The sequence below is a fragment of the Solimonas marina genome, from assembly GCF_012241385.1.
Classification (GTDB): Bacteria; Pseudomonadota; Gammaproteobacteria; order Nevskiales; family Nevskiaceae; genus Solimonas; species Solimonas marina.
In genome coordinates, this window is sequence record NZ_JAAVXB010000006.1 from 210,871 (window position 1) to 225,278 (window position 14,408).

At 64.1% G+C, this 14,408-nt stretch carries 14 protein-coding genes and 1 other RNA gene; 11 read left to right on the plus strand and 4 right to left on the minus strand.

Translation table 11 applies throughout. From position 1 onward, the window contains the following. Positions 1-92: 92 nt before the first annotated feature. Both G7Y82_RS12585 and recN read left to right on the plus strand, forming a co-directional pair. Positions 93-995, plus strand: a complete 903-nt coding sequence (locus tag G7Y82_RS12585) for an NAD(+)/NADH kinase (protein ID WP_168148476.1) — start codon at positions 93-95, stop codon at positions 993-995. A 27-nt stretch (positions 996-1,022) separates the two neighbouring features. After that, positions 1,023-2,702, plus strand: a complete 1,680-nt coding sequence (gene recN / locus G7Y82_RS12590; protein ID WP_168148477.1) for a DNA repair protein RecN — start codon at positions 1,023-1,025, stop codon at positions 2,700-2,702. Positions 2,703-2,761: 59 nt separating this feature from the next. On the opposite strand, the gene fur is transcribed toward recN, so the two are convergent. Continuing rightward, positions 2,762-3,172 carry a ferric iron uptake transcriptional regulator gene (gene fur, locus G7Y82_RS12595; RefSeq protein WP_168148478.1) on the minus strand — a complete coding sequence of 137 codons (411 nt, stop codon included), beginning with the start codon at positions 3,170-3,172 and terminating at the stop codon, positions 2,762-2,764. A gap of 84 nt (positions 3,173-3,256) precedes the next feature. Between fur and G7Y82_RS12600 the strand changes: the two genes are divergently transcribed. After that, positions 3,257-3,700: an outer membrane protein assembly factor BamE gene (locus G7Y82_RS12600; protein WP_168148479.1), complete on the plus strand. Its 444-nt coding sequence runs from the start codon at positions 3,257-3,259 to the stop codon at positions 3,698-3,700. A 24-nt stretch (positions 3,701-3,724) separates the two neighbouring features. Here the strand turns inward: G7Y82_RS12600 and G7Y82_RS12605 are convergent, their stop codons facing one another. Genes G7Y82_RS12605 through G7Y82_RS12615 form a run of 3 tightly spaced genes read right to left on the minus strand, consistent with a single transcriptional unit; the run spans position 3,725 to position 5,839 of the window. Next, positions 3,725-4,009, minus strand: coding sequence for an RnfH family protein (locus G7Y82_RS12605; RefSeq protein ID WP_168148480.1), 285 nt, complete (start codon positions 4,007-4,009; stop codon positions 3,725-3,727). Between the two features lie 3 nt (positions 4,010-4,012). Continuing rightward, the gene (locus G7Y82_RS12610) at positions 4,013-4,447 is read right to left on the minus strand and encodes a type II toxin-antitoxin system RatA family toxin (protein WP_168148481.1); all 435 of its coding nucleotides are present in this window, start codon (positions 4,445-4,447) and stop codon (positions 4,013-4,015) included. A gap of 6 nt (positions 4,448-4,453) precedes the next feature. Next, entirely contained in the window at positions 4,454-5,839 is a 1,386-nt protein-coding gene (locus G7Y82_RS12615) for a sodium-dependent transporter (RefSeq protein WP_168148482.1), read from the minus strand. Between the two features lie 75 nt (positions 5,840-5,914). On the opposite strand from G7Y82_RS12615, the gene smpB reads away from it, so the two are divergent. The 8 genes from smpB (at position 5,915) to G7Y82_RS21725 (ending at position 14,383) form a co-directional block, all read left to right on the plus strand. Then, positions 5,915-6,391 (plus strand): SsrA-binding protein SmpB, encoded by a 477-nt coding sequence (gene smpB, locus G7Y82_RS12620; protein WP_168148483.1) that lies wholly within the window; start codon positions 5,915-5,917, stop codon positions 6,389-6,391. 227 nt (positions 6,392-6,618) lie between these two features. Beyond that, positions 6,619-6,974, plus strand: a transfer-messenger RNA (tmRNA) gene (gene ssrA / locus G7Y82_RS12625). 419 nt (positions 6,975-7,393) lie between these two features. Then, the gene (locus G7Y82_RS12630; protein WP_240954273.1) at positions 7,394-7,966 is read left to right on the plus strand and encodes a GspH/FimT family pseudopilin; all 573 of its coding nucleotides are present in this window, start codon (positions 7,394-7,396) and stop codon (positions 7,964-7,966) included. Positions 7,967-7,982: 16 nt separating this feature from the next. After that, positions 7,983-8,432, plus strand: a complete 450-nt coding sequence (pilV, locus tag G7Y82_RS12635) for a type IV pilus modification protein PilV (protein WP_206370642.1) — start codon at positions 7,983-7,985, stop codon at positions 8,430-8,432. Beyond that, positions 8,429-9,475, plus strand: a complete 1,047-nt coding sequence (locus G7Y82_RS12640) for a PilW family protein (RefSeq protein WP_168148486.1) — start codon at positions 8,429-8,431, stop codon at positions 9,473-9,475. The genes pilV and G7Y82_RS12640 overlap by 4 nt, the downstream gene beginning before the upstream one ends. 26 nt (positions 9,476-9,501) lie before the next feature. Further along, positions 9,502-10,065, plus strand: coding sequence for a pilus assembly PilX family protein (locus G7Y82_RS12645; protein ID WP_168148487.1), 564 nt, complete (start codon positions 9,502-9,504; stop codon positions 10,063-10,065). 11 nt (positions 10,066-10,076) lie between these two features. Then, the gene (locus G7Y82_RS12650; RefSeq protein WP_206370644.1) at positions 10,077-13,928 is read left to right on the plus strand and encodes a pilus assembly protein; all 3,852 of its coding nucleotides are present in this window, start codon (positions 10,077-10,079) and stop codon (positions 13,926-13,928) included. Further along, a complete protein-coding gene (locus G7Y82_RS21725) occupies positions 13,928-14,383 on the plus strand; it encodes a type IV pilin protein (RefSeq protein ID WP_168148488.1) in 456 nt (151 codons plus the stop codon). Before G7Y82_RS12650 ends, G7Y82_RS21725 begins: the two co-directional genes overlap by 1 nt. Positions 14,384-14,408: the final 25 nt, after the last annotated feature.

Sequence of the window (14,408 nt, forward strand, 5' to 3'; positions counted from 1 at the left end):
CGGATGTTTTCAATAGTGATTTTGCTACTGTGACGTCCACAGCGCGTCGTGGCTTTCGTGATACCTTGCGCGCCGACTTTCCGGACCCACCCATGCCCACGTTTTCGACTGTTGGCATCATCGGCAAAAGGCGCGACCCGAATGCCGTGCCGACGCTGCTGGAATTGCTCGACATCCTGCGCACGCTCGGCCGCGAGGTCTGCGTCGAGGACATGACACTGAGCGGCGCTGAACTGCCGGCGGGCGTGCCGCGCCTGCCGCGCGCCGAACTGGCGCGGCGCTGCGACCTGGCGGTCGTGGTCGGCGGCGATGGCACCCTGCTGTCGGCAGCGCGCGATCTGGCGCCGGCTGGCGTCGCCCTGGTCGGCGTCAACCAGGGCCGGCTTGGCTTCATGGTCGACGTCCCACCCGCCGACATGCGCGAGACGCTGGCGGCGATCTTTGCCGGCGAATACGTGCGCGAAGACCGCCTGATGCTGCAGGCAACGCTGCTGCGCGAAAAGCGGCCGCAAACCTTTCTGGCGATGAACGACGTCGTGATCCGCAATCAGGCAGCGATCCGCATGCTCGAATTCGAGAGCTGGCTGGACGACGAATTCATCTCGCAGCACCGCGCCGACGGTTTCATCGTTGCCAGCCCGACCGGCTCGACCGCCTATGCGCTGTCCGGCGGCGGCCCGGTCGTACATCCGGGGCTCGACGCGCTGACCCTGGTGCCGATCTGTCCCCATACGCTGTCCGACCGGCCGATCGTCATCAACAGCCGCCAGCGCGTGCGAATCACGCTGCGCGGCGCACCGAACACCGTGGCGATGCTGACCGGTGACGGCCAGACCGCCGAAACCCTGCACGCCGGCGAGTCCGTCGAGGTCAGTGCCGCGCCGTTCCGCTTGCAGCTGGTGCACCCGCGGCACTATTCGTACTTCAATATTCTGCGTAACAAGCTGCACTGGGGCCGCGGCCCCGCATCGTCCGACCGACTCGAAAACACCTGAGAAAGTACTTTAATAAAGCACGACAAGATGCTGAAAACACTTTCAATTAAGAACCTCGCAATCATCGACGCTGTCGATCTCGACTTCACCGCCGGCTTCACAGTGCTGACCGGCGAGACCGGCGCCGGCAAGTCCATCCTGATCGACGCGATCGGCCTGGTGATCGGCCTGCGCGCCGATGCCGGACTGGTCCGCAGCGGCCAGGAGAAGGCCGAGATCAGCGCCAGCTTCGAGCTGGCCGCCGATGCACCGGCGCGGCGCTGGCTGGCCGAACATGAGCTGATCGACGCCGACGACGATGCCCTGCTGGTGATACGCCGCGTCGTTTATGCGGAAGGCCGCACGCGCGCCTTCGTCAACGGCAGCCCGGTCAATGCCGGCCCGCTGCGCGAGCTGGGCGAGATGCTGATCGACGTCTTCGGTCAATCCGAGAGCCAGACCCTGCTGCGCGGCGACGTCCAGCGCCAGGCGCTCGACGACTACGGCAGCAGCGCCGCGACACTCAAGTCCGTGGCCGCTGCCGCACAGGCGGTCGCCGATGCCGATTCGGCACTCGAACGACTGCGTGCGGCCGGCAGCCGCGACCCGGCGCAACTCGAATTCCTGCAGTTCCAGATCACCGAGCTCGAAGCGCTGGCGCTCGGCGACGACGAGCTCGACACGCTGGAGGCCGAACATCGTCAGCTTGCGCATGCCGGGCGTCTACTTGGCGAGGGCGCGCAGGCCGAGGAGCTGCTCTACGGCGGCGAAAACAGCGTCTACGACCAGCTCAGCACCGCACAGGGTTTGATCGAAGGCCTGCTGCCACTGCACGAGGGCTTCCGCGATCCGCTGGAGGCGATCAATTCGGCATTGGCCCAGGTCCGCGAAGCGGCCGACGGCACGCGCCGCGTGCTCGACCGCATGGATCTGGACCCGGAACGCCTCGACGAGCTCGAACGCCGGCTCGGCGCCATTCACGATCTGGCGCGCAAGCACCGCCTCAAGCCGGCCGAGCTGCCGGCGCATCTGCGCGCACTGCGCGAGCAGCTCGACGAAGCAACGCATGCCGCTGATCGCCTGGACGCGCTGGCGCGCGAGCGCGAGGCTGCAATGAAGCGCTACAGCGAGGCGGCAGCCAAACTCAGCAGCGAGCGCAGCAAAGCCGGCAAGCGCTTCGGCGAGGCGGTCAGCGCGATCGTGCGCACGCTGGGCATGCCGAATGCGCAATTGATTGTCGCCGTCGAACACGATGCCGAAGCGCCGCCGCGCGCCAGCGGTCGCGACACGGTGCGCTACGATTTCTCCGCCAACCCCGGGCAAGCGCCGCGGCCACTGGCCAAGGTCGCCTCCGGCGGCGAGCTGTCACGCGTCTCCCTGGCCATTCAGGTCGCCGCAATGGCTCAGCACGGCGCGCAAACCATGATCTTCGACGAGGTCGACGCCGGCATCAGCGGCGGCGTCGCCGAAATCGTTGGCCAGCAGCTGCGCACGCTCGGCGCCAGCCGCCAGGTCATGAGCGTCACGCATCTGGCGCAAGTCGCCGCGCAAGGCCACGCGCACCTGGCGATCCACAAGGAAGTGCAAAAGCAGCAGACCTACACGCGGATCACGGCGCTGAACACCGATGCGCGCGTCGCCGAGCTGGCGCGCATGCAAGGCGGAGTGGAGATCGGCAAGGCGGCGCTCGACCATGCGCGAGAGTTGCTGCAGCGCGCCGGCGCCTGAACGGCCGACGGCACGGCGGGCCTTCTGGATACCGAAGCGGCGGCCTGGGGCCGCCGGCGTCAGGCCTTGGTCGGCTTCGGCCGGACGTAGAGCACGAGGCTGTGCTCTTCGACAAGAAAGCCGTGCTTTTCGGCGATCTTGTTCTGCAGCGCCTCGATTTCCTCGCTGACGAACTCGATGACCTCACCGGTGTCGAGGCGAACCATGTGGTCGTGATGCGGGCCGCGATCGAGCTCGAAGACAGCGTGGCCGCCCTCGAAGTTATGGCGCTGGACCAGCCCCGCCGCCTCGAACTGCGTCAGCACGCGGTATACCGTTGCCAGGCCGACGTCTTCGTTGAGATCGATCAACCGGCGATAGATGTCTTCTGCGGAAAGGTGGCGCTCCTGGCTGGTCTCGAGCATCTCGAGAATCTTCAGGCGCGGCAGCGTCACCTTCAGGCCGGCGTTTCGTAAGTCAGCGGATTCCATGTCCGGGGGCGTTGGGCGCTTTTAGAGGCGGGGATTTCCGTTATTATCGCTGCTCTACTTCCCGCGGCAAGCCTGGCAATCCTGATGCGTCTTCTTTTTCTTCTCTCGACAGCGCTCGCGCTGTCGGCCTGCTCGATCATTTACAAGCTGCCGACCCGCCAGGGCAACATCATCGAACAGAAGCAGCTTGACCAGCTCAAGCTCGGCATGACGCACGAACAGGTGCACTACCTGATGGGCACGCCGATCGCCGCCAGCGCCTTCCGGCCGGATCGCTGGGACTACGTCGGCTACTACAAATCGCCGCGCGGTCAGGTCACCGAACGTGTCGTCAGCCTCTACTTCCAGGGCGACGTGCTGGCGCGCATGGACGGCATGGAACAGCACGGCGACACCAAGGCCATCGACAACTCCGATGTGACTGGCGTCGTCGACAGCGAGAAGAAGGGCTCCAAGAAGAATGAGCGCGACACCTCGGCGCCGCCGGCGGGCGGCGTGAAGATCACCCCGCCGGGCCAGCAGAGCTAAATCACAAAGCCAAGGGCCGGACGCTCAGCGCGCCCGGCCCTGTCTTGCGCTGCGCACACGCTCGCGGCGCGCATGCTTGGGGTCGGCCTGCAATGGCCGATAGAACTCCAGACGATCGCCGTCTTGCAGCCGCTGCGCCAGTTCCACGCGCTCGCCGAATATCCCGACCGGCAGGCCATCGATCGATTGCAAGCCAAACGCGGCGGCGTCGATGTAGCGCAGGGCCTGCCCGACCGTGCAGCCGTCCGGCAACTCCAGATCAAGCAACGACTGCTGCTCCGGGGTGGCGTAGACGCACGTCACGCGCATCGCTCAGGCCCGGCCGTAAACCGTATCGGCGCGGATACGGAAGGCGTCCATCACGTTGTTGACGGCGCGATCGATCCACGGCGACAGCGTCATTTCCAGCAAACGGTTGCCGAACTCCAGGCTCAACTGCAGCGAGACCTTGCAGGCGCGCTCGTCGAGCGCCGTGAAATGCCATTGCCCGCACAGCTGACGAAATGGCCCGTCGAGCAGACGCATGCGGATGTCGTGTTCGCCCAGCTCGTTCTGCGTCGCGAAGCTGTCGCTGAGGCCGCGCACGCGAAACCCCAGACGCGCCCTGACCTGCTGGCCCTGCGCATGCTCGATCCGCGCCGACGTGCAGCCCGGCAGGAATTGCGGATAGGCCTCGACGTCTCCGACCAGCGCGAACATGTCGCGGGCCGAGTGCCGGAGTAGCGCGGAACGTTCCAACGACGGCATTGCGATTCAACCCTCCCACAACGAGACGAGCCAGTCGAGCAGACCGGTCGAATAAACGAGTACGGCGATCAGTCCCAGGCGCGCCGGATAGCGCAGCGCCGAGAACCACACGGGGTACAGCCACTGCCGACCGTCGCCCCACAGATGGCGCAGCAGGTCGCGCGGCATGATGCTGACGACGAAGACGCAGATCAGCAGCCCATCGAGCGGCGCGAACCAGCTGCTGGTCAGCCACTGTATCCATTCGAAGAAGTTGCGCCCCCAGAGGCGTGCATCCTCCAGCACGCTGAACGACGCCAGCGTGCCGAGCCCGATGAACCAGATCAGCAGTGCGGCAGTGGTTGCCGCAAACACGCGCGTCCAGCGCAGCCGGTCCATCAGGTAACGGCTCAGCGGCTCGAGCATCGCCGTGGCCGAGGTCATCGTCACGATGAACGTCATCAGATAGACCCCGGCCGCGAACAGCGAGCCGCCGAAATCACCGCCGATCGCGCGCGGCAAAGTCTGGAACATCAGGGTGATGCCGGACGTCGGTTGCAGGCCGGCGGCCAGCACCACGGCCATCACCGCCAGGCCGACCAGCAGGCTGAAGAGCGTGTCGACGATCACCACCACCAGCGCCACGCGGCGCAATGGGGCGTCGATCGGCAAATAGCTGCCGACGCCCATCATCACGCCCATGCCCAGGCCCATCGTGAAAAACGCGTGGTGCAGCGCTTCCATGACGCCGCGCCAGCCGAGATTGTCGAAACGCGGCGTGAAGACCAGATCAAGGGCCCCGCCGGCGTCGCCGCGGCGTACCGCGTACCAACACAGCAGCAGCACGAGCACCAGCACAAACGGCACCAAGCGCCGCGACGCACGCTCGACGCCTTCGCGAAAGCCGTGCGACACGACCACGCAGGCCGCGAGCAGAAACAGGGTGTGCCAAGACAGGCTGCGCTCGGGGTCCTTGGCCAGATGCAAGAACACCTGGCTGGCCCCATCGGATGTCAGATGGCCGAACATGCCGCTGCCGGCACGCAGCGCGTAGGCGATGCTCCAGCCGGCGATGACGCTGTAATACGACAGCACCAGGCCTGCCGTGATCAGCGCCAAACCGCCGATCAGGATCCAGATGCGCTTGGCGTGCGCCGACTCGACCAGGCGCCCGAAGCCGGCGATCAGATCGTCGCGCATCCAGCGTCCCAGCATCCACTCCGCAATCAGCAGCGGCGCGCTGACCAGCAGCAGACCAAGCAGGTACACGGCCAGAAACAGCACACCACCATATTCGGCCATCAGCGACGGCAGACGGATCGCATTGCCGATGCCCAGCATCGCGCCAACCGCCACCCACATGAAGGCGCGGTGCGAACTCCAGTAGCCGTAACTGCTTTCGCGAATATTCATCGGCGTAGTCTAGGGCCTGTTGGCAGCTTGGACGATCACTGCGTTGCCGTTGGGGGCGCACTATATAATTGACTCATGAGCAAAAAAGAAGCGGCCAGCCAGGAACGGACGATCGCCGTCAATCGCCGGGCGCGCCACGAATACTTCATTGAAGAGCGCTACGAGGCCGGCCTCGTGCTGAAAGGCTGGGAGGTCAAGAGCCTGCGCGCCGGCCGCGCGCAGATCGCCGAGGCCTACGTCGTCATCAAGGGCGGCGAAGCCTGGCTGATCGGCGCGCACCTGACGCCACTCAAGCAAACGTCGACGCACGAGATCGCCGATGCCACGCGCACGCGCAAGCTGTTGCTGCACGAACGCGAGCTGGCGACGCTGATCGGCAAGGTCGAGCGCGCCGGCTACACCCTGGTGCCGCTCGACCTGCACTGGGAGAAAGGTCGCGCCAAGCTCGAGGTGGGCCTCGCCAAGGGCAAGAAGCAACACGACAAGCGCGCGGACATCAAGGAGCGGGACTGGCAGCGCCAGAAAGACCGGATCATGCGCCACTCGGCCTGAGCCTCCCGAACAGGTCCATCCCGCCAGTCCCTTTCGCCGACTCGCTCGCCGCTGCTACGCGGCTTGGCGGCTCGCGGCGATACTGGCAGCGCCAAAAAGACCGGATCATGCGCCACTCGGCCTGAGTCTCCCGAACAGGTCCATCCCGCCAGTCCCTTTCGCCGACTCGCTCGCCGCTTGAATTCATCACCAACTGCCGCATCTGAGATACACTGAAGGTTCACAACGGGGCTGACCGGTTTCGACGCCGGCTACGGAACCCGAAGTGCATGCCGAGGTGTCAGGTCCTCGTAAAACTCTTGGCAACCAAGCTAGTTGCGAACGATTCCAACTACGCCCTCGCCGCCTAAACTCCGGTGAGCGTCCATCCTTTCAGTGCCGATACTGGCTGGAATGGGCGTCGACTCTTATCGGCTCGTGGTGACGCCCGCCCTTGGCTGATCTGCTAAATCCTTAAGGGGATAAGCGCTGGCGATCCGTGCCTGTTCGGGAGCCGGCGACGAAAAATAAAGACGAGGCTAAGCATGTAGATCTGAGGGCTACGATCTGGCGGACGCGGGTTCAATTCCCGCCAGCTCCACCAACACCAAGAGACCCCGCCGGCAGTGCCGGTGGGGTCTCGATCATTCTGGCGATAAAAAAAGCCCGCGCCGATCGGCGCGGGCCAAATAGAGTTGAGAAGAGTCCTTGGGAATGACTCGGGTTCGAGACTACGCCGTCGATCCGAACAAAAAATGAACAAAGCGTGCGCCCGGCTGCCATCCGCCAGGACGCATGGACGTTCCTTGAACAAAGCTTGCGGTACAAGTCCATACAAGTCATCGGCTTGTGCTACCTTTTGAAACTACGCGATGACATCGGCACGAGTGCCGCTCAGGGGAGCGTTGCGAGATGCGCAGGGAGGGGAAAGCTCAGGGAAGGTGCGCCTTTCATCGGCCGGCCGTTGCCGTCGGCCGGCATGTCATGGAGTTCCCTGACCGCGCTGGCCCTAGCGTGCACGGCATGACGACACAAAATGGCCTGACCTTGGTGGAGCTGGTCGTGACGCTGGCGGTCGCCGCGATTCTGCTCGCCGTGGCCGTGCCCGCGTATACGAACCTCATGGTCTCGGGGCGCCTGACGACCACGGCCAACGACTTCGTTGCGGCGCTCAATCAGGCGCGAGCCGAGGCGGTGCGGCGCAACACGACCGTTATTTTCTGCAGCAACAGCAGCGCCGAAAACGGCACTAGCGTGCTCGGCAACGCCTGTATTTCCCAGGCGGGCGCGGTGTATGTGCTCGACAGTGACGCCATGCCTGTAGCGCTGTACGAAGCACCGCTCATACCGGACGATCTCTCGCTGGGGACCGGCGATGATGCCGTCACCGCCCTCACCTACAGCGGCAACGGACTGGCCTCGCTTGTCGGCGACGGCGCGCCCTACAGTGGCTTGATTGCCGACATCTCCTCGTCGCGCATCAGCGACAACAATCATCGTTGCCTCTACATGGCGACCGGCAGCAGCATTTCGAGCTGCAGCTTCAGCAGCACTGATCAGGGGTGCCCCAGCAGTGAGCCGACGACCTGCCACTGATTACCGTTATTTGCATTTGCGGAACCAGCGAGGCATCGGCCTCATCGAGGTGCTGGTCGCCGTACTGATTCTGTCGATCGGCCTGTTGGGGATCGCGATGGTGCAAACCCGCGCGCTGGCCAACAACAACAGCGCCATGGGCCGTTCGATGGCGACGGTTGCAAGCTACTCGATTCTCGATGCGATGCGCGCCGACCGCGACAACGCCGTCACGGCCGGCACCTACAACGGCACCATCACTGCGGACGACTGCCCGGACGAAGGGTCGTTCGCCGAGACGCAGTTGCACAAGTGGTGCGCCGAGCTCGGGCAGACACTGGGTATCGCCGACACGACGAAGGGCACGATCGCCTGCGCCGACACGGGCATCTGCACGGTGACCGTGCAGTTCGATGACAGCAAGGCCGCCGAGAACGGCAGCGGCACGCAGCAGACCACGTCCGTCATCACCAAGGCGATGCTGTGAAGACGCCGATCCGCACTTCGTCGCCCGCACCTTGCTGGCAACGCGGCTTCAGCCTGATCGAGCTGATGATCGCGATGGTGCTCGGCCTGCTCGTCATCGGCGCCGCCACTGCGGTGTTCCTGTCGAACAGCCAGTCGTACCGTTCCAACTCGGCGCTCAGCCAGATCCAGGAAAACTCGCGCATCGCATTCGAGCTGATGGCGCGCGACATCCGGCAGGCCGGTCTGACCGGATGCGGCAACGCGGCACGTATCGGCAACACACTGAACAACGGGACCGCCAAAGCTGCCGAGTCGGGCGGCACGGCCGACTGGTGGGCCGATTTCGACAATGCGCTGCACGGCTACGACGGTGACCAGACCGATCCGGCCGTCGCCGTCGGCAGCGGTTCCGCGGACCGCGTCGACGGTACCGATTCGGTCCAACTGATCGGCGCATCGAATACCGGCTGGAGCATCGCCACGGATACGCCCGCCGATTACAAGTTCACGCTGAACGAGTCATCGGCCGATCTGGAAGCCGGCGATATCGTGATCGTCTGCGATCCGGATCACGCGGCAATCACGCAGATCAGCGCCTACACAGCTTCCTCGCAAACCGTCGAGCACAATAGTCCGAATGCGCAAGCGCCGGGCAACTGCTCGCAGGGTCTCGGGTTTCCGACGCAATGCACGGCGACCGGCAACAGCTATCAGTTCGCTGCGAATTCGCAGGTCTCGAAGCTGCAGTCCGTCGACTGGTACGTCGGCAACAACCCGGTCGGCACGACCTCGCTGTACCGGATGGCGCTGACCACCAGCGGTGGTGATGCGACGACCGTCGCCCAGGAAATGGTGCGCGAGGTCACCGGCATGCAGATCCAGTATCACGTCAACGGCCAGACCGCCTTCGCCGACGCCAGCACGCTGAGCACGAGCGACTGGGCTGCCGTCGACGCCGTGCGGCTGTCGCTGAAGTTCAGCAGTACCGAACAGGCCGGTACCGACGCCGCCCCGCTGTCCCGGCAGCTGCAGTACACCGTCACGCTGCGCAATCGGATATGACTCCAGGCTCCACCAGCTCGGTTTCCATGTGGGGCACTTGCCCCCGGCGACCGCTCGACCGGCAGTCCGGCGTCGCCCTTGTCGTGGCGCTGATCCTGCTGATTCTAGTGACCTTGATCGGCCTTGCGGCGATTCGCGGTGCGACGACGCAGCAGAAAATGACCGCGAACTTCTACGATCGCGAAACGGCCTTCCAGAGCGCCGAGGCCGGCCTCGAGGCCGGCGCCGCTGCACTGGCAGCTGGAGCGCCTTCGTACACCAGGAATTGCGCACAGGGTGGCTCCGTGTGCCAGGCCAACCCGTTCGCCGACCCCAATCTGCCATCGGACTCGATACAGACCGTCTCGACCGGTGAGTTCGAGCATGCCGCGAATGCGACGGGCCAGCCACAGTTCGTCATCGAAAACATGGGCAACTACTCGGACCCGAATTCGAATACGGGCTTTGGGCAAACAGCCAACGCCGCCCAATACGGCGCGCAGGGCGTCACGACGACCGCCGTCTATTACCGGATCACCGCGCGCAGCGGCGATCCGGACGAGATCGGCGAGCGTGCCGTCGTCACTCTGCAGGCAATGTACAAGCAATGATGGGAGTCGCCATGAAGCGTTCCGACCTCAGCGCACACAAGATAGCCGGACGCGCCGCGCGCTGGTGGCTCGCCGCGCTGGCCGCGATCATCACCGCGCCGTCCGCCTCGGCCGCCGTCGCCATCGATCAGAGCCCGCTGACCGTCCAGCAATCGCTGGCACCGAACATCGTGCTGATGCTCGACGACTCCGGCTCGATGGCCTGGGACTACATGCCGGACTGGGGCTACCTCAGCGATACCAGCGATGACGGCGTACGCAACGCCAGCATCAATCAGGTCTATTACGACCCGAACACGACCTACACGCCGCCACCGAATGCCGCCGGCGGCAGCTATTCGAACTCCCCCGGGTTGACGAACGCCTACAAGGACGGCTTCCTCGACACGACAGCAACGAACATCACGACCTACACGTCGCCATCCGGAAGCTTTCCGTATTACACACGGTTCACAGTGACGACGCAGACGGGCGCCGGGGCAGCCGTTTGCGATACCGGGGACCAGCTGGTGACGTCCGGCTCCCACGCCGGACAATGCAGAGATTGCTACGGTTCTTATTGCTATAACAGCTATTACACGCCCACACCCAGCTGTCCAAGCGGCTACAGCTACAGCTCGTCGAGCGGCACCTGCACGGCCAGCAGCTACAAGTATTTCTTCACCTACACGACCGGCTCCGGCAATACCCGCCACTACGTCGGCCAGACCGGCGATTGCGCCCTGCTGTCGACCGCAAATCAGGCGGTCTGCGACGACAGCGCCGCGACGCAGCAGAACGTCGCCAACTGGTTCTCGTACTACCGCACCCGCATCCTGATGGCCAAGAGCGGCCTGATGAGTGCGTTCTCGTCACTCGATCCGACGATCCGCTTCGGCTTCGGCTCGATCGACGGAGGCAGCAGCGGCAACGGCAACTACTCGAGCCTCCCAAGCTCGCGCTACAGCTACACGGACAACCTCAACGGCGGCTCGAACTATATTGCAAAGGTCCAGCCATTCGGTGATGGCTCGACGAGTTCGACGCAAAAAGCCCAATTCTGGAACTGGCTGGTCAATGCCAGCGTGTCCGGCGGCACGCCGCTGCGTCAGGCGCTCAACGCTATCGGTCAGTACTACATGACCGACCAGCCCTGGCAGACATCGAGCAGTAACACCGAGCAGCTCGCCTGCCGTCAAGCCTATTCGATCCTGACCACCGACGGCTTCGCCAATGGCCCCGATCCATCCGGCGTCGGCGACGTCGACGGCAGCGCCGGCGCAACGATCACCGGCCCCAACAGCCAGAGCTATGCGTATTCGCCGGTCCAGCCTTATACCGACAGTGGCAATATTGGCACGTCAACAACCACGACGACCTACGATCCCGAGCTCGATTGCCCGAATCGATATTCGTTGGGTAGCGACGGCCTATGCCATCGAAACGGACATTCAGACCGAAGCCCAACGCCCAGTTGCGATAACGGCGACGCATACAGCAGCAGTACCGGCAAGTGCACGCATACCGAAACCAGTACCGGCACGACATACAGCGATACGCTGGCTGATGTGGCGATGAAATACTGGAACTCTGACCTCCGTACCGGTATGGCCAATGAAGTGCCAACCAGCACCGAGGATTCGGCGTTCTGGCAGCATATGGCTACCTTCACCGTCGGCCTCGGCTTCACACCGGTCTATTCCGACAATACAACGCCGATTCCAGTCGATCAGGTCTTCGCCTGGGCCAATGGCGGCACGGCAATTCAGAACTTCGTCTGGCCAGAGCCGGATTACGGCAACAATCGCGGGTCAGGCGGTACGCTCGCCAACATCGCCGATCTGGCCCACGCAGCGGTCAACGGCCATGGCGGATTCTACTCAGCAACAAGTCCGCAGGCATTCTCGAGCGGCATCGCCGATGCGCTGAAGCGCGTCGCCACCCGTGTCGGCACCGGCGCGAGCCTGGCCTCGAACAGCACCAAGCTCGAGACCGGTACCGTCACCTATCAGGCGGTCTACTACACCGGCACCTGGCGCGGCGATCTCAAGGCGTTCAACGTCGATCCGGACTCGGGCGCGATCGCATCGACGGCATCGTGGACCGCGTCGAATGCGCTGCCGGCCGCCGGCAGCCGCAATATCTGGACCTACAATTCCAGTGGCGCCAGCGGCGCGAAATTCGTTGAATTCAAGCTGCCCAGTTCACTGTCGACAGCCGAGCAGACGGCCCTCGGCTCGACATCGACGATCCAGCAAAACGTCATTAGCTATTTGCGCGGCGACAGCAGTAAAGAAGAGAACAAGACCGGCGGCACCTTCCGAACTCGTGAAGCCGTGCTTGGCGACATCGTCGATTCACAGCCGGTTTACGTCGGCGCCCCAGATGCCAACCTTTACATCGGCAAGACATTCACCGGTTCGAGCGCCTATGCGACATTCGCCGCGACGCAGGCCACCCGCACTGCCGCAATCTGGGTCGCTGCCAATGACGGCATGCTCCACGCGTTCCGCGCTAGTGATGGCGTGGAACTGTTCGCCTACATGCCAGAAGCGACCATTCTCGACGGTATTGCCGATCTGTCGGATCCGAATTACGGCGGCAACAGCGTCCCGCACGAATACTTCAACGACGGCGAAATCACCGCCGCCGACGTCTATCTCGACAGCACCCAGGGCTGGCGCAGCGTCGTCGTCGGCACCACCGGCCGCGGCCTGTCGAAGGCCGTCTACGCGCTCGACGTCACCAATCCGGCATCGCCGACGCTGCTATGGGAGCGTCGCTCTGGCGACGGCTTGAGCGGCAGCAGCTACATCGGCCAGATCACGGGCAAACCGGTCATCGCCCAGGTCGCCGACGGCAGCTGGGCGGTGCTGATCGGCAATGGCTACAACAGTACGCAGGGCAAGGCTGCGCTGCTGCAGTTCGCGATCAGCGACGGCAGCCTCAACGTCCACACGACAACGGATAGCAGCACCGACAACGGCCTTGCCCCGCCAGCCGTGTGGATGGCCAGTGCCACAAACGGCATCAGCACGACCGCCTATGCCGGCGATCTGAAAGGGCATGTCTGGTCATTCGATCTGAGCTCTGGCACTAGCACCGGATCGTTGCTGTTCACCGCCGAGAGCAGCGGCAGTGCGGCACAGCCGATTACCGCCGGCATGCTCGCCGGCAAGGATCCGGACACCGGCAATGTCTGGCTGTTCTTCGGCACCGGACGCTATCTCACGCAATCCGAGCTCGAGGACGAATCGACGCAGACCTGGTGGGGCATCATCGTTCAGGCCGGTGCCGGACAGCCAGGCACCCTGGTCACGAATCTGTCGAACGGGCGCGATGCACTCAGGCAACGCAGCATCGTCGCCGAACAGGAGGTCGACACGGATACCGAATCACTCGGCGCACGCGCAATCTCGACGGACAACCCCGACGATATGGCCGGCTATTCGGGCTGGTACATCGATCTCACTTCGCCGACCAGCGGCGCGCAAGGCGAACGCATGGTGACGCCGAACCAGTTCCAGGGCAGTCTACTGCTCGGTACCACCCGCATCCCGGAATCGAGCGACCCCTGCAACCCATCCGGCAGCGGCTGGATCATGGCGATCAGTCCGTTCACCGGCGCCGCTCCTGGTTCAACGTTCTTCGATACCAACGGCGACGGCGACTTCGACGACGACGACATGATCACCGACGCCGATGGCAACAAGTACGTGGTCGCCGGCGTCGGCTTCTCATCGGTGCCGAACAATCCGATATTCGTCGGCAATACCATGCTCGTCAGCTTCGACAACGCCACGACCAGCAGCATCGGCACCGCTGGCAATCCGAACGCGCTGGATCGGCTGTCCTGGCGCGAGCTGTTCGGACAATCACAGTGATGGACATGCGAAGCCAACGTACATCCAGTGACCGCCTGCAATGCGGTTTCACGCTGATCGAACTGATGATCGCCGTGCTGATCGTCGGCATCCTCGCGGCGATCGCCTATCCGTCCTACGTCGGCTCGATCACGAAGTCGAAGCGCCGTGCGGCGGAGGCCTGCCTGTCGAGCTACGCGACGTACATGGAGCGCTACTACACAACCAATCTGCGTTACGTCGACGCCGACGGCAATGCCATCGACCTGCCGACGCTTGACTGTGCGTCGGCGGACAACACGGGCGGCGACTACCAGTACGGTTTCAGCGGTACACCGACCGCATCGACGTACGTGCTGCAGGCCGCGCCGGCCGGCGCCCAGCAGAGCCGGGACTCCGCCTGTGGGACGTTGACGCTCGATCAGACCGGCGCTCGGGACAATCTCGGCGACGCGGCCCTGTCGACCTGTTGGTAGCAGATGTACAGCTTTTTTCTGTACC

Coding starts and splice junctions, on each gene's coding strand:
- G7Y82_RS12630 (WP_240954273.1), top strand. CDS start 7,394: ATGACGACACAAAATGGCCTGACCTTGGTGGAGCTGGTCGTGACGCTG.
- G7Y82_RS12605 (WP_168148480.1), bottom strand. CDS start 4,009: ATGCGCGTGACGTGCGTCTACGCCACCCCGGAGCAGCAGTCGTTGCTT.
- G7Y82_RS12585 (WP_168148476.1), top strand. CDS start 93: ATGCCCACGTTTTCGACTGTTGGCATCATCGGCAAAAGGCGCGACCCG.
- G7Y82_RS12645 (WP_168148487.1), top strand. CDS start 9,502: ATGTGGGGCACTTGCCCCCGGCGACCGCTCGACCGGCAGTCCGGCGTC.
- smpB (WP_168148483.1), top strand. CDS start 5,915: ATGAGCAAAAAAGAAGCGGCCAGCCAGGAACGGACGATCGCCGTCAAT.
- recN (WP_168148477.1), top strand. CDS start 1,023: ATGCTGAAAACACTTTCAATTAAGAACCTCGCAATCATCGACGCTGTC.
- G7Y82_RS12610 (WP_168148481.1), bottom strand. CDS start 4,447: ATGCCGTCGTTGGAACGTTCCGCGCTACTCCGGCACTCGGCCCGCGAC.
- fur (WP_168148478.1), bottom strand. CDS start 3,172: ATGGAATCCGCTGACTTACGAAACGCCGGCCTGAAGGTGACGCTGCCG.
- G7Y82_RS21725 (WP_168148488.1), top strand. CDS start 13,928: ATGGACATGCGAAGCCAACGTACATCCAGTGACCGCCTGCAATGCGGT.
- G7Y82_RS12600 (WP_168148479.1), top strand. CDS start 3,257: ATGCGTCTTCTTTTTCTTCTCTCGACAGCGCTCGCGCTGTCGGCCTGC.
- G7Y82_RS12615 (WP_168148482.1), bottom strand. CDS start 5,839: ATGAATATTCGCGAAAGCAGTTACGGCTACTGGAGTTCGCACCGCGCC.
- G7Y82_RS12650 (WP_206370644.1), top strand. CDS start 10,077: ATGAAGCGTTCCGACCTCAGCGCACACAAGATAGCCGGACGCGCCGCG.